The following is a 25,211-nucleotide window of genomic DNA, read 5'->3' on the forward strand; positions in this document are numbered from 1 at the left end:
ATAGGGTATTCCCTTCCTATTATAAGCAAATTTATGAAAAAATTGTCAAAGAATGTGAAAGATAAATAATTCTTAAAGGACAAAATTTGTTTCGCTTTGCGGCTTAATAGAAGGAGAGGAGGTGAAGAGATGAACCAAGTCCAACTAATTGGCCGCTTAGCCCGGGACATTGAACTCAACCAAACCGAAAATAAACACCAGGTCCTAAACAATGCCTTGGCTGTCAACCGTTTTGTGGCAGGAGAAAAGCAGACCGATTTTATTCCGATTACCGCCTGGAATGCAACCGCCCAACTCATCGATAAATACCTCGATAAGGGCGATGAAATGGGTATCGTTGGTAACTTACACATGAACCACTATACCAATAAAGACCAAATAGAAGTTTACCAATTGGAAGTTATCGTCCGCGAAGTCTTCTTCTTACGTAAGAAACAAGGCGATCAAGCCGTCCAAGATATTAACATTGAAGTCACTAAGCTATAACCATTATCAAACAAAGAATAACAGCCAGCTGAATCTTAACTAAGTCAGCTGGCTGTTTACTTTAAGTCGTCATGGAAATCAAGCGATCTTACTCCTTAATGCGCTTGTCACATCATATGTTTTCCGCGTATTGGTTGAGTCTTCTTAGGCGGTGGTTGATACCGGACTTGGAGACGGGACCGGAGGGGAGAAGTTCGCCGAGTTCCTTAATAGTCGCCGAGGGATTATCTAGGCGGGCTTGGGCGACTTCTTGGAGTTTTTCCGGCAATTTATCCAGGCCAATGGTGTTTTGAATGTGCTGGATGCTTGCGATCTGCTTGGCAGCCGCATCGATGGTTTTATTCATATTGGCGTTCTCACAGTTCACCATGCGGTTGACCGAATTGCGCATATCGCGGGTAACCCGGACATTTTCAAAGCGCAAGATGGCACTGCTTGCCCCAAGTAAGGCTAAGAAGTCAGAAATTTTCTCAGCTTCTTTGAGATAGGTGATGACCCCCTTACGCCGGTTAGTAGTCCGAGCATTCATATGATAGAGATTCATTAAATCAGCCAGTTGCAAGGCATGGCTTTCATGACTGGAATAGATCTCCAAATGATAGGAAGATGTTTCCGGATTATTCACTGATCCCCCAGCGAGAAAAGCCCCCCTTAAATAGGCCCTGCGAGTGGAGTCATTCATAATGATAGCACTGGGGACAGTCTCCAAGATACTGGAGTCTCCTAAGATCCCCAATTGATCTAAGAGCAGGTCAACGGCTTGTTTGACCCGGACGATATACACATTATTTTTCTTTAACTTCATCTTCTTACGGACCAAGATTTCCCCATGGACCTGGAAGTAAGTTTTTAAGAGGGTATAAATTCTTTGAGTAATAGCAGCATTTTCCGTTTGAATGTTCAGTGAGAGTTCGCCTTCAACGATCTGCAAAGCACCGTTCATACGAATAATGGCGGATAGTTCTGCACGCGCTTCCTCTTGGTCAAGCTGTAACTGGGTCAGTTCTTTCTTGACACTAGCAGCAAAAGAAACCACATGATCGCCTACTTTCTCTTCTTAATAATTAGTGATGATGGTCGCGGTAAACCTGGATCAGGGCTTGGACCAGCTTATCCTTATCGTGATAGACCCCTGAAGCCTTAAGGTTCAAGAAATCCCAACCGATAATTTCAGCCCCCTGGTCTTTCAAGCCTTGCCGGTCGTGGCTGACTTGGACCAGATAATCGAGGACCTCATTGTTTTCAATGTATTCATAAGGGACAGTCGTCCGGTTCAATAGACAGGCATCGACATAATGGCCTCCTAAATGATCGTTAACCACCCGTAAATGGTCAGCATCGGAGAAGCCTTCTGTCTCCCCCAGCTGGGTCATAATATTACAGATATAAACTACCGTGGCCGAGGTCTCTTGGAGGGCCTGACGGATTTCTGGAATAACAATATTGGGTAAAATCGATGTATAAAGGGAACCAGGTCCTAAAACTACCATATCTGCCCCCATAATGGCTTCCACCACGCCCCGCCCTGCTTTCACGCTTTGGTCTTTAGCTTCTTGGTTAGCCAGGCGGACAGCGATGGACTGGATGGGACGTTTTTCCTCAACAATGGTGGTCTCCCCTTCAATCATATCGCCCTCTTGGTAGTGGGCTTGTAAGATGAGCGGTTCTTCACAGGCAGGTAGGACCCTCCCCTTGACCGCCATAGTCACTGATAATAATTTCAAGGCAGAATAAATACTCCCCCGCATTTCCGTCAGGGCCGCAATGATCAGGTTGCCGATAGCATGCCCTGAGAATTCCTGGTCTTCAGGGGCAAAGCGGTATTGGAAGACATCCTTATAGAGGCTATTGGTATCCGACAAGGCGACCAGGCAGTTGCGCAGGTCCCCCGGTGGGATGGTGTTCAAGGCCGACCGCAATTTGCCCGAAGAGCCGCCGTCATCGGCCACTGTCACCACGGCAGTCAAATCGCAGTTGGCGCTCTTCAAACCGGACAAGAGAATGGGTAGTCCGGTTCCTCCGCCGATGACAGTAATTTTAGGATAATAGTTCCTTGACTCACTCATTGATTTCGCTCCGTTCCTTTGCGCTTGTTCTGGTCGCGGTGGCTGATGTGGGTGGTGTAGTTCGTCGTGTCCATAATATGTTGACCAATCCGGCGGGCCAAGGCCACTGACCGATGTTGTCCACCCGTACAGCCAATGGCAATGGTCAAGCTAGCCTTGCCTTCTGCTTCATAGAGGGGCAGGGTGAAGTCTAAGAGGTCAATAAATTTATGATAGAAAATTTCGGTATCATCTTGGTCCATAACATAGTTATAGACCGACTCGTCTTCCCCGGTTAAGGGACGCAATTCGTCAATATAGTGAGGGTTAGGAAGGAAGCGGACGTCCATAACGATATCCGCATCGATCGGAATCCCGTATTTAAAGCCAAAGGACATCACTTCAATGATAAAGCCTGACGCATCCGAGACATGAAATTCCCGGTTCAAGGCCGCCCGTAATTCCTTGGGGGTGATCGAGGTAGTATCAATGGTTAGGTGGGAGAGGGCCCGGACTGGACTTAGCTCCTCACGTTCCCGTTGGATCCCCTCTAAAATCGTTCCCCCATCCTTTTGCAAGGGGTGGTTCCGGCGACTCTCCTTGTAACGAGCCACTAAGGCCGCATCACTAGTCTCTAAGTAGACCAGTTGGGAATGAATTTGAGGATTGTCATCCAAGAGTTGGAGAGCATGAACAAACTCATCGAAGAATTCCCGCGACCTTAAGTCAATCACCAAACACACCCGGTTGATGTCCTTGGACTTCTTAATCAACTCGGAAAAGGTCGGTAAGAGAGAAGGCGGTAAGTTATCCACACAAAAGTAACCCATATCTTCAAAGCTCTGTAAGGCCACCGTCTTCCCGGCTCCACTCATCCCGGTAATAATTACAATATTTAATTCATTATTTTCTGACATAATGTCTCCTTTGGTCTAACACCGTCATAATCCTATTCATTATAGCAAGCATCCAGATAAGCAGCAATTAAATAAATCCTAAAAATACTCAAGAGCCTTCTCTAGAAAAGATCCTAAAGACCACCCCTTAGGCAAAAAGAGGCTGGAAATCAATCCCAGCGCCCTTTTTAACGTATTGGCTTATCTTTTAGACCTTATCCCAGGCCCACTATTTAGCCAAGGCTTGCATGACTTGGCGATATTGGTCCACTTTTTGGGCCGCTTGGTCTTCGGAATCGGCCTTCACACCGATGTAGAACTTAATTTTAGGTTCGGTGCCGCTAGGGCGCACGGCAATCCATGAGCCATCTTCAAGTTGGTACTTGAGCACGTTGGACCGGGACATGTCAAAGTGTTCCACCTGACCTTGAGCGTCCACCCGTTCCCCAGTTTGGAAGTCCTCGGTAAGAATCACCGCTTGGCCGCCAATTTCTTGGGGTTGTTCTTGGCGCAAGTTGGCCATAATACTCTCAATCTTCTTAGCTCCTGCTTGGCCTTCAAATTTCAGGGAAATGGTTTTTTCGAGGTAGTAACCATAGTCTTGGTAAAGGTCTAGGAGCCCGTCATAAACTGTCTTGCCTTGGTCCTTGTAGAAGGCCCCTACTTCCGCAAATAAGAGGGCGGCTTGGACCGCATCCTTGTCGCGGGCGAATGGCTTAATCAAGTAACCATAACTTTCTTCAAAGCCGAAGAGGAAGCTGTGTTCACCCGTTTCTTCATATTCTTGGATCTTTTCAGCGATAAACTTAAAGCCAGTCAGGGTGTTTTCAGTCGCAATATCAAAGGATTCCGCAATCTTAGCTGGGAGGTCACTCGACACGATAGACTTCACGATCACACCGTTAGCTGGCAAGGTTCCCTCTTCTTTACGGGCAGTGAGGATATAGTGGGTCAAGAGGGCCCCAATTTGGTTCCCAGAAATAATCTTGTAAGAACCGTCCGGCATTAAAGCCGCTGCTCCCATCCGGTCAGCATCCGGGTCAGTAGCAATCAGCAAGTCGGCATGGTTTTCCTTCCCGTAGCGGATCGCATAAGTAAAGGCTTCGGGATATTCGGGGTTGGGTTCATCCAAAGTGGAAAAGTCCCCATTCGGTTCTTTTTGTTCTTCCACGTAGACAATGTTTTCAAAGCCAGCCTTGTCCAGGGCTTGTTCCATTAACTTTTGTCCTGTCCCTTGGAGTGGAGTATAGACAATGGTCACCTTGTCTTTCATCTTGTCAATGATGTCGGGGTTAACGGTAACGGTTTCCAAGTTCTTCAAGTAAGCGTCATCGACTTCTTTACCAATCACTTGATAGAGTCCCTTGGCCTTGATCTCCTCCAAGTCAGCCAGAGGGATGGTTAACATATCCACATCCTTGACGTGGTTGACTAAGGCATCAGCGTCTTGTGGTGGCATTTGGCCCCCATCTTCCCCGTAAACCTTGTAACCGTTGTAGTATTCGTTATTATGGCTAGCGGTAATCATAATCCCGGTAAAGGTCCCTAAATGGCGGACGGTAAAGGAGAGTTCTGGCGTTGGGCGCACCCCATCAAAGATATAGGACTTAATCCCATGTTGACCGAGCACTCGGGCCGCATTTTGGGCGAACTCTAGGGAATGGTGGCGGCCGTCATAGGCAATGGCAACCCCACGATCAACGGCTTCTTGACCATACTCTTCCATCACGCGCGCCAAACCTTCTGTCGCTTGACGGACGGTATAAATATTCAAGCGGTTGGTCCCGGGACCCATTAAATCACGCATTCCGGCCGTTCCAAAGTTTACCTCTTTGTAGAAAGCTTCCTGGAGGGCATCTTCGTCTTTTTCTAATTCTTCTAATTCAGCACGAACTTGAGCATCTAAATCAGGAAAATTCTTCCATTGCTCATAAGCATCTTTCCAAGTCATGGGATCACTCCTCTTTTATTTTTCGTACTTCTATTGTACCAAATTCTCCTTGGCTTTGCTGTCTTTTCTCCCAGAACAAGCGCTCGCATTGCCGTAAAGAAGCCAATCGTTCTTAAAAGATTGAATCAAGTAACTTTTCTCCCTAAACCATTTTAAGCATTCCAAGAGAAATCCCCAAATAAAAAAGACCCCTTAGTCTCCCTATAGAAGACCAAGAGGTCAATGGCTTAAGTCATTACTTACATATATTTTTGTGCTTGTTTGTGGGCTGAAATCCAGAAGACTGCAATTAAGGCAGATAGGACAGCGAGGAAGATCCAGGCCGTTTGATAGGTCCCAGAAACATCTGCTAGGGTAGCTGCCAAGAGTGACCCGGAAGTCATCCCTAACATCAAGGCACTTTGGACGATACCGTAGGCCTTAGGATAATCCTTAGCGTTAAAAATCGATGAGGTCATCAATGGCGGTAGGACAGTCCCAATAGCATTCCCTAAACCAAAGAAAATGGCCATCAGGAAGACAAAGGTGTAATTGCCACTGAAGAGCATCAAGAAGTAAGCTAAGGCGCAAAGTAGCGAAGCATAAAGCGTTGCAATCCGGACGCCAAACTTATCATTAACGACACCAAGAATTAACTTGCCTAAGATACCGACCCCAGAATAGATGGAGACCATTTGGGCCATCTTAGAAGCACCATGGAGTTGTTGGACAAAGGGAGGGAATTGCCCCAAGCCCCCGTTATTAGAGATACCGATAAAGACGGTACCGATTAATAACATGATAAAGAAAGGCTTTTTGAAGGATTCTTGGGTAGGCAACTTCACCCCAGAATGGTCCACTTCCTGGTCGTCACTTGTATCATCAGCTTCAGCTGCTCCTAAGGCATGGAGGCCTTTGTCTTCAGGATGTTCCACAAAGAGCATCATCACAATAGGAATTCCTACCACTAACATGATAATGGCGTAGACCAAGTAAGCCATCCGCCAACCCATATTACCGATTAAAGCAGTCAGTAATTGACTGAAGATAATTCCTCCTAGACCAAGTCCAGCAAAGGAAAGACTCAGGGCTGTCCCCCGGCTCTTGACAAACCAATTATTCACCAGCATGGAAACTGGAATAATCGTCGTAGCCGTATAACCAAAACCTACCCCAATAGAGAGCAAATAAAAGACATAGATATTAGGGGCAAAGGCATACAAACCGTAAGAAATGGCATAGGCAAGCACACCAATCAGGTAGAAGCGCTTGAAGTTGCCCTTCTTAGCAAATTGTTGGGAGACAAAGGGGGAAACAAAGATTCCCATCCCTAAAACAATGGAGTTGACAATGGCAAAGGCTGAGTTGGCAATGCCAAATTCTTCAACGACGTAAGGTTGAAAGAGGTTGGCCACCGCCACCGAGGCAGGTCCCATGACTGCTAACATGATAATGGCGCCGAGAACGACCCACCAACCATAAAATAACTTATTTTCTTTCATTGAATTCCTCATTTCTATAAAACTTTACTCATTCACTATACCAGTTTTTTGGAATTTTGTTTGGAATTTTGATCAGGAAAGCCCTTACTAGCGCTGAGACGTCCCCACTCTCTGATCCAGTCAGCTGCTCCCAGACTCGCTCATCACTCATTTTCCCCATAAAAAAGAGGCCTCGACTAGATTGTCTTGGCCTCTAAAAAGCGTTTTATGACTGATTGATTCTTTGTTATTTAAGCATGACCCTTTGCTATTGAACGGATTCATCCTCTTTACTGATTGTAACCAGTCCTGTTCCAGTGAGCAAGAAGGCAGCAGCTAAGAGTACTGGAAGAGCGGAATCAGCTTCTGAGCCTGTTTTTGGCAAGCTGGCTGATTGACTCTTGGCTTGAGCCACTTCTTGCTTGGCTTCATGACTAGGAAGGGCATTGACATGTTGAACACTTAATGATGCATTTTCTTTCGTCTTGAAGGCTTTTTGATGAGTGAGTTTATAGGTCTTCACTGGCGCAAGCTTTTTGTTTTTAACTGTGGTGGTCACCACTTGGTCTGAAGGTTCAGTAGGAATCTCTTCTAAGTCTTTTTGTCCCTTTGGATGATCTGTATCTGCTGGACGAGGACCTTCTGGTGATTGAGGAACTACCGTCTCTTGAGGGCTTTCTGGGGTCTTCGCTTTGTCTTTAGACTCAGCTTTGTCCCCTTGGTCAGATGATTTTCCTTGGTCTAATTTACCAGGCTCGTCTGAGTGTTCTGCTTGCTCTGGAGTCGGTTGGTCAGAATGGCTAGGTTTTGTTGGGGCTGGACATGTTCCACAGACATTGCCCACAATTTCAATGCTGTAGTCTGTGTAGACCACGATGAAGTCCCCATTGTCGGTAAGCTTCACATTCTTAATGCCGCGACCGTCTTTACCGTCTTTGCCATCTTTACCATCGCGACCGTCACGACCATCTTTACCGCGGACATGTCCCGCATCAATGGTCCGACCGTCTTCCAGACTGATGATCAGGTGGCCTGCTTCATCAACCTTGGCATCTTTAATGCCTCCATTATTTGGACGTGGGATCACTTGCGTTGTGTGATTGCTGTTGATAATCACAAGATCGCCATTATTGTTGACGGTGATCTTTTCGACACCCTTCGCATCCTTACCGTCTCTACCATCACGACCGTCACGACCATCCTTGCCATCTTTACCGTCACGAACGAAGACTTGGCGGATCACTTCACCAGTTTTTGGATTCTTATAGATAATCTTGGTACCTGGTTCTTTAGGATTGTCGCTTGGTTCGGTCTCAATGATTGGGGTTTGGCCATCTTCACCATTATAGATGAATTCTCGACTCAATAGCTTCCCGTTGCGATCAGTTAAGCGAATTTCAACACCGATTTGTTTGCCATTCTTATCGAAGACCGCTTTAATATCAGGTGTTAAGCCGTCTTGGCCGTTCTTGCCATCTTTTCCATCTTTACCATCTTTGACAAAGACTTTGCTGATAACTTGACCAGTCTTTGGATGGATAAAGCTGATGTCATGTCCTTTTTCACCTTTTTCATTGATGGCTGGAGTGGTTTCAACCTTAGGCGTTTGTCCGTCCTTACCATCAGAGATAAAGCTTTCGCTGAGAACTGCATGGGTATCTGGGTCTCTGACGATAATGTAAGTACCTTGTTGTCCTGCCCGGTCTTGACCAGACTTGGTTTCAACAATTGGAGCTTTACCATCTTTACCGTCCTTACCGTCTTTTCCATCTTTACCATCTTTGACAAAGCTTTCAGAAATGACAGCGCCAGTGTCTGGATTTTTGACCAGGATTCGAGTACCACTATGTCCTTTTGCATCTTTACCTGGTTGACTTTCAACAATTGGGGCTTTGCCATCCTTACCGTTCGTAATGGTGACTGTTTTTTGCTTACCGTTTGCTTTGGTAATTGTCACCACATGGTTGCCGTTAGCATCTGTCGATAGATCAATATCTGGGGATTTCCCATCGACACCATCTTTACCGTCTTTCAGTTCCGTCACTTCAGGTGCTCCATCAGAAACTGCACGGTCTGTACCACGGACTTGAGGCGTTACTGTGATAATGACCCCATCATTCGTAGCGTTCCGACGCGCGGAGATCTTAGGTGCTAAACCGTCTTGGCCATCCTTGACAATGGCTCTGGCAACAGGTTCCTTAGTGGTGTCCACTTTCCCGGTTTCTGGGTTAACAGGGTAGAATTTAATTTCATTTCCATATGGCTTTCTTTCCACCACTGGTAGGTAGGTCGTGCCATCCTTGCCATCTTTACCGTTTGCACCAGCGACGCCTTGAGCGCCACGTTCTCCTTGGGCGCCGGTGTCTCCCTTGTCACCTTTGTCACCTTTTTCACCATTCTTCACAACGAAGGAAGTGGTGGTGTCATTTGGATTCTTGATGGTGACTGTGTGACTGCCATCTGGGTTTTCAGTGGCTGAAACTTCTGGAGACTTACCATCTTTTCCGTTGAGACCGTCTTTTCCATTCTTAACGGTCGTGCTGGAGGTTGACCCATCTGGATTAGTAATGGTGATGGTGTAAGAACCGTCAGCGTTATCCTTAGTTGAGATGAGTGGGGATTTGCCATCCTTACCATCTTTACCGTTTACACCGGCCGCACCTTGGGCACCAGTTTCACCTTTATCGCCCTTGTCACCTTTTTGGCCGTTCTTTACGACAAATGAAGTAGTCGTTCCATTTGGATTCTTGATCGTGACTGTGTGGCTGCCATCTGGGTTTTCACTGGTTGAAACTTCTGGGGATTTACCATCGACACCATCTTTTCCGTTAGTTCCTGCGATACCTTGAGCACCGCGCTCACCTGGTAAACCTTGAGCGCCGGTGTCTCCCTTATCACCCTTGGCTCCATCTTTGACTTCTACGACTTGTGGGGTACCATCTACGATGTTGCCTTTTTCGTCACGTGTTTGAGGAGTAATAGTGAGGGTTACGCCGTCATTAGATGCGTTGCGAACGGCGGTTACTTTTGGTGTGAGGCCGTCTTTGCCGTTCGTTCCAGCAGCACCTTGATCACCCTTATCACCTTTCTCTCCATTCTTCACAACGAAGGAAGTGGTCGTGCCATTTGGATTCTTGATCGTGACTGTGTGGCTGCCATCTGGGTTTTCAGTGGTTGAAACTTCTGGGGATTTTCCGTCGACACCATCTTTTCCGTTGGTTCCTGCGATACCTTGAGCACCACGCTCACCTGGTAAACCTTGAGCGCCGGTTTCACCCTTGTCTCCTTTAGCTCCATCTTTGACTTCTACGACTTGTGGGGTACCATCGACGATGTTGCCTTTTTCGTCACGAACTTGAGGAGTGATGGTGAGGATTACGCCGTCATTAGATGCGTTGCGAACGGCGGTTACTTTTGGTGTGAGGCCGTCTTTGCCGTTCGTTCCAGCAGCACCTTTATCGCCCTTGTCACCTTTTTGGCCGTTCTTCACGACAAATGAAGTAGTCGTTCCATTTGGATTCTTGATCGTGACTGTGTGGCTGCCATCTGGGTTTTCACTGGTTGAAACTTCTGGTGATTTGCCGTCGACACCATCTTTTCCGTTAGTTCCAGCGGCCCCTGTGTCACCCTTGTCGCCCTTGACTCCATCTTTGACTTCCACAACTTGTGGGGTGCCGTCTACGATGTTGCCTTTTTCATCACGTGTTTGAGGAGTAATGGTGAGGGTTACGCCGTCATTAGATGCGTTGCGAACGGCGGTTACTTTTGGTGTGAGGCCATCTTTACCATTAGCACCAGTTTCACCTTTGTCTCCCTTATCACCTTTGTCACCTTTCGCTCCGTTCTTCACAACGAAGGAAGTGGTGGTGCCATTCGGATTCTTGATGGTGACTGTGTGGCTACCATCTGGGTTCTCAGTGGTTGAAATTTCAGGGGATTTTCCGTCGATCCCATCTTTACCGTTAACTCCAGCGGCCCCTTGGGCACCGGTTTCTCCGCGGTCGCCTTTTTCACCTTTGGCACCCTTGGCTCCATCTTTGACTTCTACCACTTGTGGCGTGCCGTCTACGACGTTACCTTTTTCATCACGCACTTGAGGAGTGATAGTAAGGGTTACGCCATCGTTGTTAGCGTTGCGAACAGCAGTTACTTTTGGTGCAAGCCCATCTTTTCCGTTTTCACCAGTGGCTCCTTGGGCACCAGTTTCACCTTTATCGCCCTTGTCACCTTTTTCACCGTTCTTCACGACGAAGGAAGTGGTCGTGCCATTTGGATTCTTGACGGTGACTGTGTGACTGCCATCTGGGTTTTCAGTGGTTGAAATCTCTGGCGATTTACCGTCGACTCCGTCTTTACCTTTTTCACCACGTTCACCTTTATCACCTTGTGGGCCTTGAGCTCCGGTGTCACCTTTGTCGCCTTTTGGTCCTTGAGCGCCGGTGTCACCTTTTTCACCTTGTGGGCCTTGGGCTCCGGTGTCACCTTTTTCACCTTGTGGGCCTTGGGCTCCGGTGTCTCCCTTGTCACCTTTCAGTCCGTCCTTGATTTCCACGGTTTGTGGTTTGCCGTCAATGATATTGCCCTTTTCATCACGAACTTGAGGAGTGATGGTGAGGGTTACGCCGTCATTGTTTGCGTTGCGAACAGCGGTTACTTTTGGTGTCAGGCCGTCTTTACCGTTTCGGATCGTGGCTGAATGCGTGGTACCGTCAACATCTTTAACTTTTACTGTATAAGTGTCATCTTTATTATCCACCCAGTCAATTTCAGGAGACTTGCCATCTTTACCGTCTGTAATAACCGCTTGGTGACTCGTTCCATCGGGATTAGTAATCTTTATTGTATAAGATTTAGGGTCTTTAGGATCTTTCTTCACATTCCCTATGATTTCTACCCGTGGCGTTCCACCGTCTTTACCTGGGTCTCCCTTGTCACCTTTTGATCCTTGGGCGCCGGTGTCACCTTTTTCACCCTTTTCACCTTGAGGGCCACGTTCGCCATCTGGGATGAAGGCTGTCTTGGTCTCAATGGTTTTATTACCATTTTGGTCATATTTTGGATAGGTAAAGGTCACATAAGTTCCCTTTTTACCATCTTTTTCACCAGGCTTGGTTTGAACATCAATTGCTAGGTCTGGAAGAGCTGGGCCTGTTCCTTCAAGAACGACTTCATCTTGACGCTCAATTAATGTTTTCGAATTCTTCTTGGTGTAGTAGTCGGTAAAGTTCTCTTCCGTTAGATTCTCATCGCCTAAGACGTCACGTGTTTGTTCATAGATTACTCGGTTCACACCGTCGTGGCCGGTTTGTTTAACCACTCGAACGCCTTTAGGGAGCAGAGGGGTCGTCTCAACCGATGAAGTGTGCTTGTCGGTTTCCGTACGCACTTCATAATGTTTAATCTTACGGAAGGCTGTATCAACGACTTCATCTTTCGTGAGGTTTCTAATGAATTTTTCCTTCCCAACAAATTGCTTCCCTTTCTTAACAGAAGCAAAACGATTGGGTTCTTCGAATTTCACTGTATAGGCATTATAACCTGGTAAGTCTTTAAAAGTATAACGTCCCTCTAAGTCGGTTGTGGTGCTATCAAGAAGTTTTCCTGTATCAGGATTATACAGGTTCACCTTGATATTGCTGAGGGCTTTGTCTCCTGTGCTTGCCCCATCGCCATTCTTGTCATCATAGACGGTCCCAGAAATCTTATAGATATCAACAATTTGTGGAACATTTTCTTCTGCATAAGCAGATAAAACATTGAAGTGGCGTTCCTTATCCTTATAAACAATATTTTTAGACTCTTTATCAAGACCGTTGGCAGAAGCAATAGGTTTGCCATTGCGATCAACATAGGTAATACTGATGTTGGAATTTGCGAATTCATTTAATTGATAACCTTCTGCAACCTTTAATGGCAATTGATTCTCAGGAATATTAACCGTCACTTTATCCTCAGTATTGGTAATCGGGATTTCTTGCTTTTCCCCATTTGGATAAGTAATCACTGCCTTGGCCCCTAAAGCCACTAGATTCTCTCGTTCTCCATTTAAGAAATATAAATAAAATTTCTTGCTGGCTAGGGTAAGGTTCCCATTACCTTTTTCGTTGGTCAATTGAGGGGAATCTGTAATAAAGCCACCAAACTTGCTGGCAACCGGAATTTCTTTAGTGGTCTTTCCATCAGTTACGCGAACCTTATCCCCGTCCACTAAGCTTTTGACAGGATTTAATGGGATTTTCCAATAGCCATCTGCTTCAGCTACCGTCTCTTCAAGTGGTGTTTCTACGCCATCATGAATGTAGACCGCCTTGACTGTTTTACCAGCTTCTGCTCGGCCGGCAAAGTAGTCTTGATAACGTTTGCCGACCTTATCGCCTTCAAGATTCTCATTTTCAACCTTGAGGGAATGAGCTTCTTTATCTGTATTTACAGCGGGTTGTTCATTTTCTGGTCCAGTATAGTAAGTTGCTGTATCGGCCTCTGCTGGCTTTGCTACTGGAGCGACTGCAGTTAAAGCTAGAGCTGGGCTGGCATCTGCCGCTGTTGGCGCTTCAGCTGTCGACGCTGGCGAGGTTACTGCGCTCTTGGCCTCTTCAGCTTTAGACCTTTCTGTAGGCGCGGTCGCTGTTGGACTGACTGGGGTATTTTCAGCGAGGGGCTGATCATTTAGCTGCTTGTCATTGGCTTGTGGACTGGCTGCTTGACTGTTTGCAGCCTTATTGTCAACAGCTTGGGCCTTGTTTTGACTGGCTGATTCTGCTGGGCTACTTTGCCCTTGTCCTGAGCTTAACCCTTGATCTTGAGGATTTGGAGTAGTGACTTTTGCTTCAGCAGCTACTGTTTCATTAGCGGCTGCACGAGCTACCGTAGCGTCTCCCATAAAGAGCAAACCAACAGCCACAGCCACTGAAGCCACTCCAATATTTAATCGCTTAATGGAATAACGATACAATTTATTCGCCATTTTTTCACGATATAATTTAGTATTATTCTTTCCTAACATTAAGTATTTTCCCCTTTCATATATTCTAAAAAACGTAAGTAAGAAGGTCTGTAGAAAATGGTTTGCTTGTAGTCTGAGACGAATTGAGGACTTGACGATGTGTCGTCTCTAAACGGTCCAAAGTAAACCCAGGTCGAATCATTTGATTCACTAATAGACAAAGAGCCTTCAATTACTTTTGGGATTTTTATCAGCATTAAAATAAAATAATGTTTTATAAAATATAAAAATTTGCTATTAGTTAAGCAAAAAAGGGATTAAAAAACTAGTGATTTTAAAAAATTATGTCAAAAGGATTGATAATTTTTTTATTTTAAAAATTCTCTTATTTGAAAAGGGCTTGAAAGCTTGATTTCAAGGGGTTTGTTTTTTATTCACGGTATATATTTTTCAATTGAAAAATAGCCTAAAAACATTTTATTGTATTTATAATTCACATAATTTAGTAAAATTTAAACTATTTTTTGTTTTACTTAAGGAATGTGTTTTTTTACTTGATAATTGTCTTCGATTAAGTATAATCGAGCAAAACTTTCACCAGCTGATCCTGGCCAGGTCCCTCCAGATAAGCGCCATCGGAAATGGCTTTTTTGAGCACAAAAAAACTAGGCGAAGTGAACTTCCCCTAGTTTCCATCTCTTGGATTTATTTGTTTATTAGCAATTGCCCTTGAGCAGAAGCTATTCGATTTCTGATTCCAAGGCTTCAACGTATTGGTAGGCTTCTTGACCAGCACTACCGGCGTCACCGACTGCAGTAGAAACTTGGCGTAATTTCTTCTTCCGGACATCCCCACAGGCAAAGATTCCCGGCACAGCAGTGGCCATGTTTTCATCGGTTAAGATCCAACCTTCTTCATCAGTGATCCCTAAGTCCCTAAACGCTTCACTATTGGGTAAGAGGCCCACATAGATAAAGACTCCGCCTGCTGGCACTTCAGTTACTTCATTGGTCTTGACGTTTTCCACCAGGATGCTGGTCACTTGCTTGCCGTCGCCTTTAATTTCCTTGACTACGCTATCCCAGGTAAAGGAAATCTTGTCGTTAGCAAAGGCGCGATCTTGAAGAATTTTTTGGGCCCGTAATTGGTCGCGGCGGTGGATAATGTCAACGCTGTTGGCAAATTGGGTCAGGTAGCTGCCCTCTTCAACCGCGGAGTCGCCCCCGCCGACCACCTTAATGTCACGCCCTTTATAGAAGGCACCGTCACAAACGGCACAGTAGGAAACGCCGTGGCCATTGTATTCCTCTTCTCCAGGCACATCTAAGGTCCGGTGCACGGAACCGGTTGCGATAACGATAGCCTTGGCCTTAAAGCTGCCATTATCGGTTTCAATGAGATGATAAGGCTTACCGGGGGTCACTTTTTTCACATTACCGAAGACATACTCCGCCCCAAATTGCATGGCGCTTTCGTACATCTTATTGGCCAGGTCAGGCCCTGAGATACTCTTGTAACCGGGATAATTTTCCACAGTGGCGGTATTGATCAGTTCCCCACCAGGGACGCCCCGCTCTAAAACAGCAACCGCTAAATTCGCCCGGGACGCATACAAGGCTGCGGTTAAACCAGCCGGACCGGCCCCGATAACAATAACATCATAAGTTTTAATCGCTTCACTCACATTGATTCCTCCACTTTTTTCAACTCAGTCACCCTGGTCCCAACCAAATCCCTTAGACAGGCGCTCCTCGGACCAGGCTAGCTGGCGCTTTATTTCAGGTCCTTCTCTAAGTCCAGGAGGTAGGCGCGTAAATCGTCTTTAATTTCAGGATGGCGGAGACCATAGGAGATACAGGTTTTCATATACTCTAACTTATTACCGACATCATAGCGTTGGCCCGTGAATTCCAAGGCAAAGACACGCTGAGTTTTATTCAAGCGGTCAATGGCATCGGTCAATTGGATTTCATTACCTGCCCCGGGTTCTTGGGTTTCCAAGAGGTCAAAGATTTCTGGGGTCAAGAGGTAACGACCGATAATGGCCAAGTCACTCGGCGCCTCACTGGGGTCCGGTTTTTCCACGAATTGGCGGACATTGTAGATACCGTCTTTATATTGGGCTTCAGGATCAATAATCCCATACTTGCCCGTTTCTTCATGGGGTACCCGCATGACGGCAATATTTGAGGCATGAGTATCATGATAAGCGTCGATCAATTGTTTTGTCAAAGGAACGGCATCTTCCATCAAGTCATCGCCCAGCATCACCACAAAGGGTTCGTCCCCGACAAAGGCCTTAGCTTGTAAAACCGCGTCTCCCAGTCCCTTAGGATAGGATTGGCGCTTGAAGAAAAGGTTGAGGCCAATGGTTTCTTGGACAATTTCTAATAAGTCATCCTTGCCCTTGGCGTGGAGATTTTCTTCTAATTCAATATTGGAGTCAAAGTGGTCCTCGATAGGGCGTTTATTTTTCCCAGTAATGATTAAAATATCTTCAATCCCACTGGCTAGGGCTTCTTCAACGATGAATTGAATGGTGGGTTTATCAACAATTGGTAACATTTCCTTGGCCATGGCCTTGGTAGCTGGCAAGAAACGGGTTCCTAAACCAGCCGCAGGGATAATGGCTTTTCTTACTTTTGTCATAGCTACTCCTTTATTCGTGAATTAATCGTCACGGTAATCTTAGTGACAACAGGGTCACTAGTCTCTTCTCTTAATGTAAAAGTTGTGGGAAGATTTATCAAGCCTTAAGGATATTCTTATTACTTTTTTATCGATTAAAACTTCCCTATAGTGCTCTTCTAAGCCATCCTTCTAGTCCTTAAGTCGGGCTTGTTTGGCCAAGGACTGTTCGAGCGCCAAACGGTCTAAACCGATTTCTTGCTTGCCTTGGCGTTTCATCAGATCTTCCACTAATGTTTTTAAGTCCTTGTGATCATAGAGGACCTGGTAGGTGGTTTGGGTAATCGGCATTTCAATCCCTACCGCCTGGGCCAATTCATAGGCCGACTTGGTGGTATGAACACCTTCAACAATCATCCCCATGCCTTCCAGCACCTCAGCGACTGACTTGCCCTGGCCAATTTGATAACCGGCCTGCCAGTTCCTGGAAAAAGGCGAGGTACAGGTCACAATTAAGTCTCCAATTCCGCTCAAGCCCGCAAAGGTAAAGGGATCAGCCCCTAAGGCAACGCCCAGCCGGGTAATTTCCGCTAGTCCCCGGGTCATCAAGATGGCCTTGGCATTATCACCAAAACCCAAGCCAGCTAAGGCTCCCGAACAGAGGGCAATGATATTTTTTAAGGCGCCCCCTAGTTCCACCCCGATGACATCATCATTGGTATAGACCCGAAAATAAGCATTCATAAAGAGATCTTGAAGAGCTTCAGCGGCCGCTAAATCCTGACAAGCAGCGGTAATGCCGGTAATATCGTGGCGGGCCACTTCTTCAGCGTGACTGGGCCCCGATAAGACCACAGGACCTTGGATAGCTAAGTCTTTAAGACTCTCTTCCAGGATAACAGACACCCGTTCATGACTCTCCAATTCCAGGCCCTTAGCTGCATGGAAGACCAGGGGCCGGTCAGTCTGATTATCCGCTTGACCTAAAATAGCAGCCACTTGGCCCGCCACTCCGCGAATAGCATTAGTGGGTACCACAAAACCGATCACTTCGGCTCCTTTAAGGGCAGCTTCCAGGTCAGAGGTGGCAACAATCTCCTCGGGCAAGGAGACCTCTTTAAGATAGGCGGCATTGGTATGCTTTTGATTGATTTCATCCGCCTGGCTTTGTCGGTGGGTCCAGAGGGTCACCTGGTGGCCATTTTCCGTTAAGACCATGGCCAAGGCTGTCCCCCAAGAGCCAGCACCGAGTAAGCTAATTGCTTTTTTTACCATTATCTTCTCCTTTAATTTAGTCTTTCACTTGATCAAGTTCTCTCAATTATTGTTCTCCCTTAACTTGAGCCCGCCGCTTGGTCAAATAGTTATAATCACTGTAATAAGTGAGGTCAGGTTGCTTGGTGCGGCGGTAAATAAAGAGAGCCAAACCGATAACAACCAAGACTAAGGACAGGGCTTGAGAGACTCGGAAAGGGCCCAAGTAAAGGGAATCGGTCCGTAAGCCTTCAATGAAGAAGCGTCCCGTCCCGTACCAAATCAGGTATAAGAGCCCCGTCTCTCCTAATTTCAAGGTCTTATCGCGGTGGCGGAGAAATAGCAAGAGCCCTACACCCAGTATGTTCCACACGGATTCATAGAGAAAGGTTGGGTGGTAATATTGGCCATTGATGAACATCTGGTCAACAATAAAATCAGGTAGGTGGAGGGTCTCCCGTAAGAAACCTTCACTAACTGGACCGCCATGGGCTTCTTGGTTAACGAAGTTGCCCCAGCGACCAATTCCTTGGGCCAGGAGTAGGTAAGGCATAATCACGTCCGCTAAGAAGCTTACCTTCATCCCGTGACGTTTGGCATAAATAATCGCCGTTAAGGCTCCGGCAATCACACCCCCATAAATGGCGATGCCTCCCTGCCAAATAGCAATGATCTCAGCCAGGTTCTCTCGGTAATAATCCCATTCAAAAATCACATAATACAGCCGGGCCCCGATAAAGCCAATAGGAATTGCCCACATGATCATGTCCATGACCTGGTCACTATCAAAACCCTTGCGCTCAATTTCTTTGAGGATGAGTTCTACCGCCAAAAACATGCCCAGAGCAATAATAATCCCGTACCAGCGAATCTCAATCCCTAAAAAGGAGAAGGCTACCGGGTCAATAGCTAGTAAATTCAGGCCTGATTGAAGATTAGTAACTAGACTAGCCATCATGACTCATCGCCCGCTTTAGCCTGGTCTTTTTCTTCATGGGCTTTAGCATCTGCACTTTGGTTGGCTTGGATCAGCTGGGTCAATCTTTCTTCAAATTCCTTGCCGGCGTTATAGCCCATATTGTTGGCCCGCAAGTTCATGGCCGCCACTTCCACAATATTGGAAGAATTCCGACCGGTACGGACAGGAACAGTAATTTGAGGGACATCAACCCCTAACAGAGAAACCATTTCTGGCTCAGAGCCCAAACGTTCATAATCTTCATCGTCATCCCACATCACTAAGCGGACGATCAAATGAAGTTGTTGAGCCTGTTTCACAGCCCCGGCTCCAAAGAGGGTGAGGACATTAATAATTCCCAGACCACGGATTTCGATCATATTCTGTAGGATAGCCGGCGCTTCCCCCACTATAGAATAGTCATCGCGTTTGTGGAGTTCTACCCGGTCATCTGCCACGAGGCGGTGGCCGTTTTTAATTAATTCTAGGGCGGTTTCTGACTTACCAATCCCGCTGTCACCAATAATCATGATTCCCAAACCATAGACATCCACAAAGACCCCATGCTTGGAGACCCGCGGCGCCAAACGCTCCTGCAGATAGGTGGTGATATTGGAAAATAGCCGGGTGGTTACCGCACTGCCTTGGAGAATGGGAATTTTATTTTCTTCAGCCGCCTGAAAGACCTCGTACTCAGGCATCAAGTCACGAGAAAAAATAAAAACCGGCGTATCTTCCCGACTCATCCGCCGCATGATCAAAAGCCGTTCGTCACTAGTCATTTTCTTCAAATAGGAGTGCTCATTACGGCCAAACAATTGGACCCGTTCCGAGGGATAATAGTTAAAATAACCCGATAATTCCAAACCCGGACGCGAAATGTCGCTAGTCTGGATCAAGCGGTCTAAATACGCCTCTCCCTGGAGCACCTTTAGCCCAAGTTGGTCCCTGAGCTCTTTAACGGTTACTGCTTCCATAATTGTTTCCTTTCTCTTTTTAAATCTCACTTCATTTTACCATAGGCCTAGGCCTTTAGTAAGGCTTGACGACTGAATAAAAAGAGAGTGTGACAAAAGTCAAAAGACCCCTGAAGAGCTAACTTTTGGAACACGTTTTAATTAGACTGCTCGTATTTTAAAAAAGCCTGGAACAAAAGCTCTCAGACTCTTCAGTGTGTACTTTTCTCGCCTTTTTCTTCTACTTTCAGTTTCTTTCTTAACAAGTCTTTCACTCAGAAATACATGACTTCTTAGTCATCATGAATAATCTGAGCAATTTTCCGTTGAGCTTTTTTAGCCTCTGGGATTGGATACATGACATATACATGATTCATCCTTGGTTCGATAATCATGTTATGGTCAATATTCAAATCTTTAAGCATCTTATGGTACTTCATAATATCTGGATAGAAAATTTCATGGATCCCAACAAAAATGGATAGTTTGCCTAAGCCTCTAGGATCACCGTGTATGGGACTAACTAATTGATTATTGATGTCTCCATCCGACCACATCTGACCAAACCGATCAAGTTGAGCAGGATCTAACATGGGGTCGTATTTTTTTATTTTAGCAATTTTAGGATGGCGATTAGTAATATCTAACCACGGCGATAATAGGATGATATTTTTAGGTTGAACCATCTCTTTCTCTTTAAGTAATAAGCATAAGCCCAAGGCCAGGCCACCACCGGCTGAATCTCCCATGATAGTGATCCGATCTGCTGAGAGACTTTCTTCTAAAACTTTTTTATATAAAGCGAGCATTTTTGGAAAAACATCTTTGTAGTTTGCAAGGGGGACCTTTTCATATATAGGGAAAATCACTTTTGCACCAGTTTGTCGAGCAATACTGTCTACCATTCGATAATGAAAAGAAAGTGGTGCAGCAACATAGCTTCCGCCATGAATATAAAAAATTATCTTCTGATTCACATCTTGTTTATCGTTCCAAGAAAAGACCTGCATCTCTTGAAAAAAGAACTCAGAAACATCAGATCTAACATATTTTTTTGGTAAGTCTAAGGGATGCTTGCTTTCTTCCACGGACTTTTCTAATGTCTCATAAATAATATCTTCGGAAGAAGAATTTTTATTTAATAGCTTATCGACTTTAAACACGTTCTCTATCAAAAAGCTAGAAAGGGAGCGATTTTCAATGAAATGACTATATCCGTATAAGGCTGCAAACGCTCCTGTTAAAATGCCTAATTTTTTCTTCATATCAACCACTCCTATGCTTATACCCTGTCTTACTATTCAACGATAAAAAGATTGATAGATAATTGAAAAGCATTCACTTCCTTTGTTTAATAATAATTAATACATACCATTATCGTACTATTCTCAGTATAAAAAATCTACAAAAATTCTCCCCCAAAAGTCGAACTGAACTTCGTTGGGTAAGCCCATGCCAAACGCGAATAATAAAAAAAGACCACAACCGAAGTTGCAGTCTCTTCAATGAATACTTGTCTCACTTTGAATTAATAGTCACTCCGATAGGGATTAAAAATCTTCTTCAAGAGCTCTTGGGCCAGGCCATAGATCAAAGCCAGGACCATGCAGTAGAAGAAGGAAGAAATCCAGAAATAAGCTTTCCCCATTAAGGAGGAGGCTAGCCAGAAGATAAAACCATTCAGCACCAGGTTAAATAAGCCCAGGGTGAGAAAGTTAATTGGCAGGGCTAGAATTCTCAAAATCGGATAAACCAACTTGTAGAGAATAGCGATAACTAATACCACAATCACTGCCGAGCCAAAGTCTTGGATATACACCTCGGGCCAGAAGATCCGACCCAATCCTTGGAGGAGGATGGCTTGGATCAAGAGACGAATAATATTTCTAATCATGGTCAACCTTAACCTTCTCGACTTCTTTAATTTGGCGTTTATTTAAGTCCCGGTAAACCGGCTCTACGTCATCTTCGCGCTTGCTATAGGCCTCTTGGCGAGGATTAGCCCGACCCGCTCTGTCTTGTCCCCCACCAAAGAAAGTGCGTTTAAAATTAGCCAAACTTTCATTAGGGATTAAGACCATTAAGGACAGGTAAATAAAAATAGCCAGGTAACGAAGCGGGGTAAAGAGGGCTACCGCAAAGGCAATGCGGAGCCAAAGAGCGGAAATGCCAAAGTAATCAGCAAAACCGCCACAGACCCCAGCAAAAACTCGATTAGTTAATGAGCGTTTCAGTGCTTTCATAAAATCTCTCCTTTTCTTGATTCAAACAAGTCATAGTGATCCCGCCAGCTCAAGCAATTAGACAATCGCAGCTAAGATGTAAACAAAATTAAGGATATTAGCAGCGGGATATAAGATTATTTTACCATAAGCACAACCAAGACTCGACTCTCCCCACCTGCTAAAAGCCGAATTTAAAAGATTCTAAAGAAATCAAGGATGTGAAGAAGGTTCAGGAAGGGCATTGAAAGGACTATGCGAAAAAACTACTCCTCCGCTCCTGGCAGACCTTGCCAGTGACAACGACTCCCACTAGGGGTCATTTCCACATTTAACTGGATAGGCAATTCCTGCTTGAGCTCTTCCCGGTGAGAGATAACCGCAATCAAGCGTCCCGAGCGTTGGTGGAGATCAACTAGAGTATCGAGGGCCTGTTGGAGGGTTTCCGAATCCAAGGTACCAAAGCCTTCATCAATAAAAAGCATGCCCACGTCGACCGTCCCCGCCTCTTCCTGGATCACATCACTGAGGCCCAGAGCTAAGGCCAGGGAGGCTTGGAAGCTCTCGCCCCCTGACAAGGAATGAACACTGCGTTCGCTAGCGGTATAGGAATCAAAGACATTGAGGTTGAGCCCCTTGGCCTGGTTGCCGCCAATCTCATCCTCAGCCCGTTTAAAGTAAAACTTGCCGTTAGTCATTTGATAGAAACGCTGGTTGGCCCGTTCAACGATCCAATCCAGATAAATCCCTAAAATGTAGCGCTGGAAGGAAATCCGCTGGCTCTTGTTGAGCTTACCATTGGCGACATCGGACAAGTTCTTCAAGTCACCAAAACTTTGGTAGCGGTCCTGGTAATTCTGCCACAAATCAGTTAAGAGCGCCGCTTGGTCCTTGAGTCGGATCAAGTCTTCGCGCTGCTTGGCTACTCGGCTGCTTGCTTGGTCATAATCTTGGTCCAGCTTGCCCTTCTCCTCTTGATAAGTGGCTTGGTCTTGATCAATGGCCAAGGCTTTTTGCTTCTCTTTTAGGGCCTTAACCGACTTTTGATAGGCATAGACCTGGTTAGAATAGTCAGATAGTAATTGACTAATGGCTTGCCAGTCCCGGTCACTTTGGTGGAGGGCCTTGACCTGGTCATCACTAAGGTCAGATGCTTGGCGGGCTTGCGCCAAGCGCTTTTCAATCGCCTGGTTTTGCGCTTGTTTTTTCTGGACGGCCGCTGTTTGGTAGTTCTTCTTAGTGGTTAAAACAGCCGCTTTTTCTTTCAGAGCCTGCTCCCTTTGAGTCAGATCTTGGGCTAACCTTTCCAAGTCTTGGCTTTCTGTCTTGAGAGCTTGGGCTTGTTGATTTAAGGCAGCCTGAGAATCTCCAATTAACAGGGACTGAGCCTGTTTGAGCCGTCCTTGTACTTGGTCCAAATAGGTCGCTTGCCGGCTGATCTGTCCTTCTGTTTTTGATAAGTCTTGCTTGAGAGCTTGGACTTGATCTTCTTGGTCTTTGACCTGGTCCTTTTTTTCAGCCAGGGCTTCTTGGTTAGCCTGGTCTTTTTCCTGTTTTTCTTGGTAGGCCACCCGGGCTTGGCTATAGCTGGCTTGGGCTTGATCCAGCCGGTCTTGCCAGTCACTAGCACTAGCTTGGGTGTCAAAGTCATATTGCCTGCATAAGTCAGCCCGACTTTGCTTGTGATAGCTAAGATCTTGGCTAACTTTTTGGTAGGCTTGGCTGGCTTCTTGGGCTCTGGCTTCCAATTGATCCACCTGTTCCTGATCCAAAGACTGGGCTGAACTATCTGAGCTCACTTGGGCCGGATCCGGGTGATCGAAACTCCCGCAGACTGGACAGGGGCTGTCTGGACTAAGCTCTTGGGCCATGATCCCCGCCAGGTTGCGTTGGTAGGTCTGCTTGGCGGCGAGATAGGCCTGGTTATCTTTTTGCCAGGTTGCTTCCGCCAGGGCAAAGTCGGCTTCTCCCTTTTGGATGGCTTGGTCCCACTTTTTAAGCTGGTCAAGACCAGCTTGTAAGTCAGCCAGTTGACGCTCGCTTTTCTGGAGGGCCTCCCTTTCTTGACTCAAGTCGGCTGGGTCAAGAAGAGCTCGATTTAACTGGTCGATTTGATCCTGCCCCTGGATAATTGCTTCTGCTAGACTAGCAACTTGGTCTTGCGTCTTTTGATAGCTGGCCTCTAAATCTGCTAATTCCGCTTGACCCGCTTGGACTTCTTTTTGAAGGTTTTCATAAGTCGCCCAATCTTTAAGGCCGGCTTGGATCTGGTCAATTTTTGCCTTAATTTGCGGTAGACGGTCCAGGTTTTCCTTTTGAGCCTTCCAGTCCTTATCATAAGCCGCTCGGGCTGCTTGATAGTCCTTTTCCTCCTGGTCCAGTCTGCTTTGACTTTGAGCTAGTTCTTGGGCTTCGACTTGGACCTGGGCCTGGTCTTTTAAGGCCTGGTAATAGTTAAGCGAGTCCTGGTAATTCTGGTAGGCCGCTTTCAAGTCGGCCATCTCAGCTTTCTTTTCCTTGAGCTGGTCGTTTTCTAAGGCTAGGTCTGCTTGAGCATCAAAGTATTCTAAGATTTGGCTCAACTGCTTACTTTTAGCCTCTAGGTCTTCTAAGTCTTGGCTAGCCTTCTTGAAGTCAGCTTCCTTATCAGCTAAAAAGTCAGTCAAAAAGTCCCCTAAGTGAGCATCACTTTGATCGCTTAAGCGGTCTGCTAAAAGGGCCTGGTCTTCTGAACTAAGCAGACCCTTTAACCGCTCTCGCGCGGCAGAATAGTTCTCTTTAAGCCGGTCCAAGTCGTCCTTGACCTGGTTGTATTGTTCTTGCAAGTAATCTTGAAAACGATTAATGGCTTCCGTATGGAAAATATGGGTAAAGATAGCCTCCTTGTCACGACTGCTGGCCTCGAGCAAGCGTTTAAATTCCCCCTGAGGGAGCATGACAATTTGGGTAAACTGGGCCTTGTCTAAACCGATAGCCGTTTTAAGATAAGTATCCAGCTCATTTTTCTTACCGGAGACTAACTGGCCATCCACTTTGACTTCTAAAACCTCACTCGGATACTCCTTAGACCGCCCTTTTACAGCGCCTGGCCCTGTTTGTTTGGGTTGACGATAGACCTGGTAGTGGTGGCCATCACTATCGAAAGTAAAGCGCACATAGGCCAGGTCCAAGTCCGTGGCAAAACGCGACTTCAGTTCACTCGCTTCCCGACTCGAGCCCGAAGCGCCCCCATAAAGGGCATAGGTAATGGCGTCAAAGATAGTGGTCTTACCCGCCCCAGTATCTCCTGAAATCATAAACAAGCCATAAGGCCGGACCTGGTCGAAGTCAATCACAGTCTGGTCGCGGTAAGAACCAAAAGCATTCATTTCTAAACGTAAGGGAATCATGGTCCACTTCCTTTCTCAGTCA

Annotated in this window: 16 protein-coding genes; 1 reads left to right on the plus strand and 15 read right to left on the minus strand. The window is 46.1% G+C overall.

What is annotated here, in order from left to right; all coding sequences use genetic code 11:
• Positions 1–129: 129 nt before the first annotated feature.
• Positions 130–486, plus strand: coding sequence for a single-stranded DNA-binding protein (locus CJ190_RS07980; RefSeq protein ID WP_070598240.1), 357 nt, complete (start codon positions 130–132; stop codon positions 484–486).
• A 112-nt stretch (positions 487–598) separates the two neighbouring features.
• Here CJ190_RS07980 and whiA read toward each other — a convergent pair whose 3' ends face one another.
• From whiA to CJ190_RS08055, 15 genes are all read right to left on the minus strand, one after another.
• A complete protein-coding gene (whiA, locus tag CJ190_RS07985; protein WP_070598238.1) occupies positions 599–1,522 on the minus strand; it encodes a DNA-binding protein WhiA in 924 nt (307 codons plus the stop codon).
• A 28-nt stretch (positions 1,523–1,550) separates the two neighbouring features.
• The gene (locus CJ190_RS07990; protein ID WP_070598236.1) at positions 1,551–2,552 is read right to left on the minus strand and encodes a gluconeogenesis factor YvcK family protein; all 1,002 of its coding nucleotides are present in this window, start codon (positions 2,550–2,552) and stop codon (positions 1,551–1,553) included.
• Positions 2,549–3,448: an RNase adapter RapZ gene (gene rapZ, locus CJ190_RS07995; protein WP_070598233.1), complete on the minus strand. Its 900-nt coding sequence runs from the start codon at positions 3,446–3,448 to the stop codon at positions 2,549–2,551. The genes CJ190_RS07990 and rapZ overlap by 4 nt, the downstream gene beginning before the upstream one ends.
• 208 nt (positions 3,449–3,656) lie before the next feature.
• Positions 3,657–5,378, minus strand: a complete 1,722-nt coding sequence (locus CJ190_RS08000; RefSeq protein WP_070598232.1) for a phospho-sugar mutase — start codon at positions 5,376–5,378, stop codon at positions 3,657–3,659.
• Between the two features lie 239 nt (positions 5,379–5,617).
• Entirely contained in the window at positions 5,618–6,859 is a 1,242-nt protein-coding gene (locus tag CJ190_RS08005) for an MFS transporter (RefSeq protein ID WP_070598230.1), read from the minus strand.
• Positions 6,860–7,106: 247 nt separating this feature from the next.
• Positions 7,107–13,841, minus strand: a complete 6,735-nt coding sequence (locus CJ190_RS08010; RefSeq protein WP_101562088.1) for a collagen-flanked surface repeat-containing protein — start codon at positions 13,839–13,841, stop codon at positions 7,107–7,109.
• 680 nt (positions 13,842–14,521) lie between these two features.
• Positions 14,522–15,466 carry a thioredoxin-disulfide reductase gene (trxB, locus tag CJ190_RS08015; protein WP_083307108.1) on the minus strand — a complete coding sequence of 315 codons (945 nt, stop codon included), beginning with the start codon at positions 15,464–15,466 and terminating at the stop codon, positions 14,522–14,524.
• Between the two features lie 89 nt (positions 15,467–15,555).
• Positions 15,556–16,431, minus strand: coding sequence for a UTP--glucose-1-phosphate uridylyltransferase GalU (gene galU, locus CJ190_RS08020; RefSeq protein ID WP_070598275.1), 876 nt, complete (start codon positions 16,429–16,431; stop codon positions 15,556–15,558).
• A gap of 171 nt (positions 16,432–16,602) precedes the next feature.
• On the minus strand, positions 16,603–17,685 hold the full coding sequence (locus CJ190_RS08025; protein ID WP_070598277.1) for an NAD(P)H-dependent glycerol-3-phosphate dehydrogenase: 1,083 nt from the start codon (positions 17,683–17,685) through the stop codon (positions 16,603–16,605).
• Positions 17,686–17,731: 46 nt separating this feature from the next.
• Positions 17,732–18,622, minus strand: coding sequence for a prolipoprotein diacylglyceryl transferase (gene lgt / locus CJ190_RS08030; RefSeq protein ID WP_070598279.1), 891 nt, complete (start codon positions 18,620–18,622; stop codon positions 17,732–17,734).
• Positions 18,619–19,599: an HPr(Ser) kinase/phosphatase gene (hprK, locus tag CJ190_RS08035; RefSeq protein ID WP_070598280.1), complete on the minus strand. Its 981-nt coding sequence runs from the start codon at positions 19,597–19,599 to the stop codon at positions 18,619–18,621. Before hprK ends, lgt begins: the two co-directional genes overlap by 4 nt.
• Before the next feature lie 272 nt (positions 19,600–19,871).
• Positions 19,872–20,843, minus strand: a complete 972-nt coding sequence (locus CJ190_RS08040; RefSeq protein WP_101562089.1) for an alpha/beta hydrolase fold domain-containing protein — start codon at positions 20,841–20,843, stop codon at positions 19,872–19,874.
• A 263-nt stretch (positions 20,844–21,106) separates the two neighbouring features.
• The gene (locus CJ190_RS08045) at positions 21,107–21,472 is read right to left on the minus strand and encodes a phage holin family protein (protein ID WP_070598286.1); all 366 of its coding nucleotides are present in this window, start codon (positions 21,470–21,472) and stop codon (positions 21,107–21,109) included.
• On the minus strand, positions 21,465–21,821 hold the full coding sequence (locus CJ190_RS08050) for a PspC domain-containing protein (RefSeq protein ID WP_070598288.1): 357 nt from the start codon (positions 21,819–21,821) through the stop codon (positions 21,465–21,467). The genes CJ190_RS08045 and CJ190_RS08050 overlap by 8 nt, the downstream gene beginning before the upstream one ends.
• Positions 21,822–22,066: 245 nt before the next feature.
• A complete protein-coding gene (locus CJ190_RS08055; RefSeq protein ID WP_101562090.1) occupies positions 22,067–25,189 on the minus strand; it encodes an AAA family ATPase in 3,123 nt (1,040 codons plus the stop codon).
• Between the last annotated feature and the right edge of the window lie 22 nt (positions 25,190–25,211).

The organism is Aerococcus loyolae (genome assembly GCF_002871915.2).
Taxonomy (GTDB): domain Bacteria; phylum Bacillota; class Bacilli; order Lactobacillales; family Aerococcaceae; genus Aerococcus; species Aerococcus loyolae.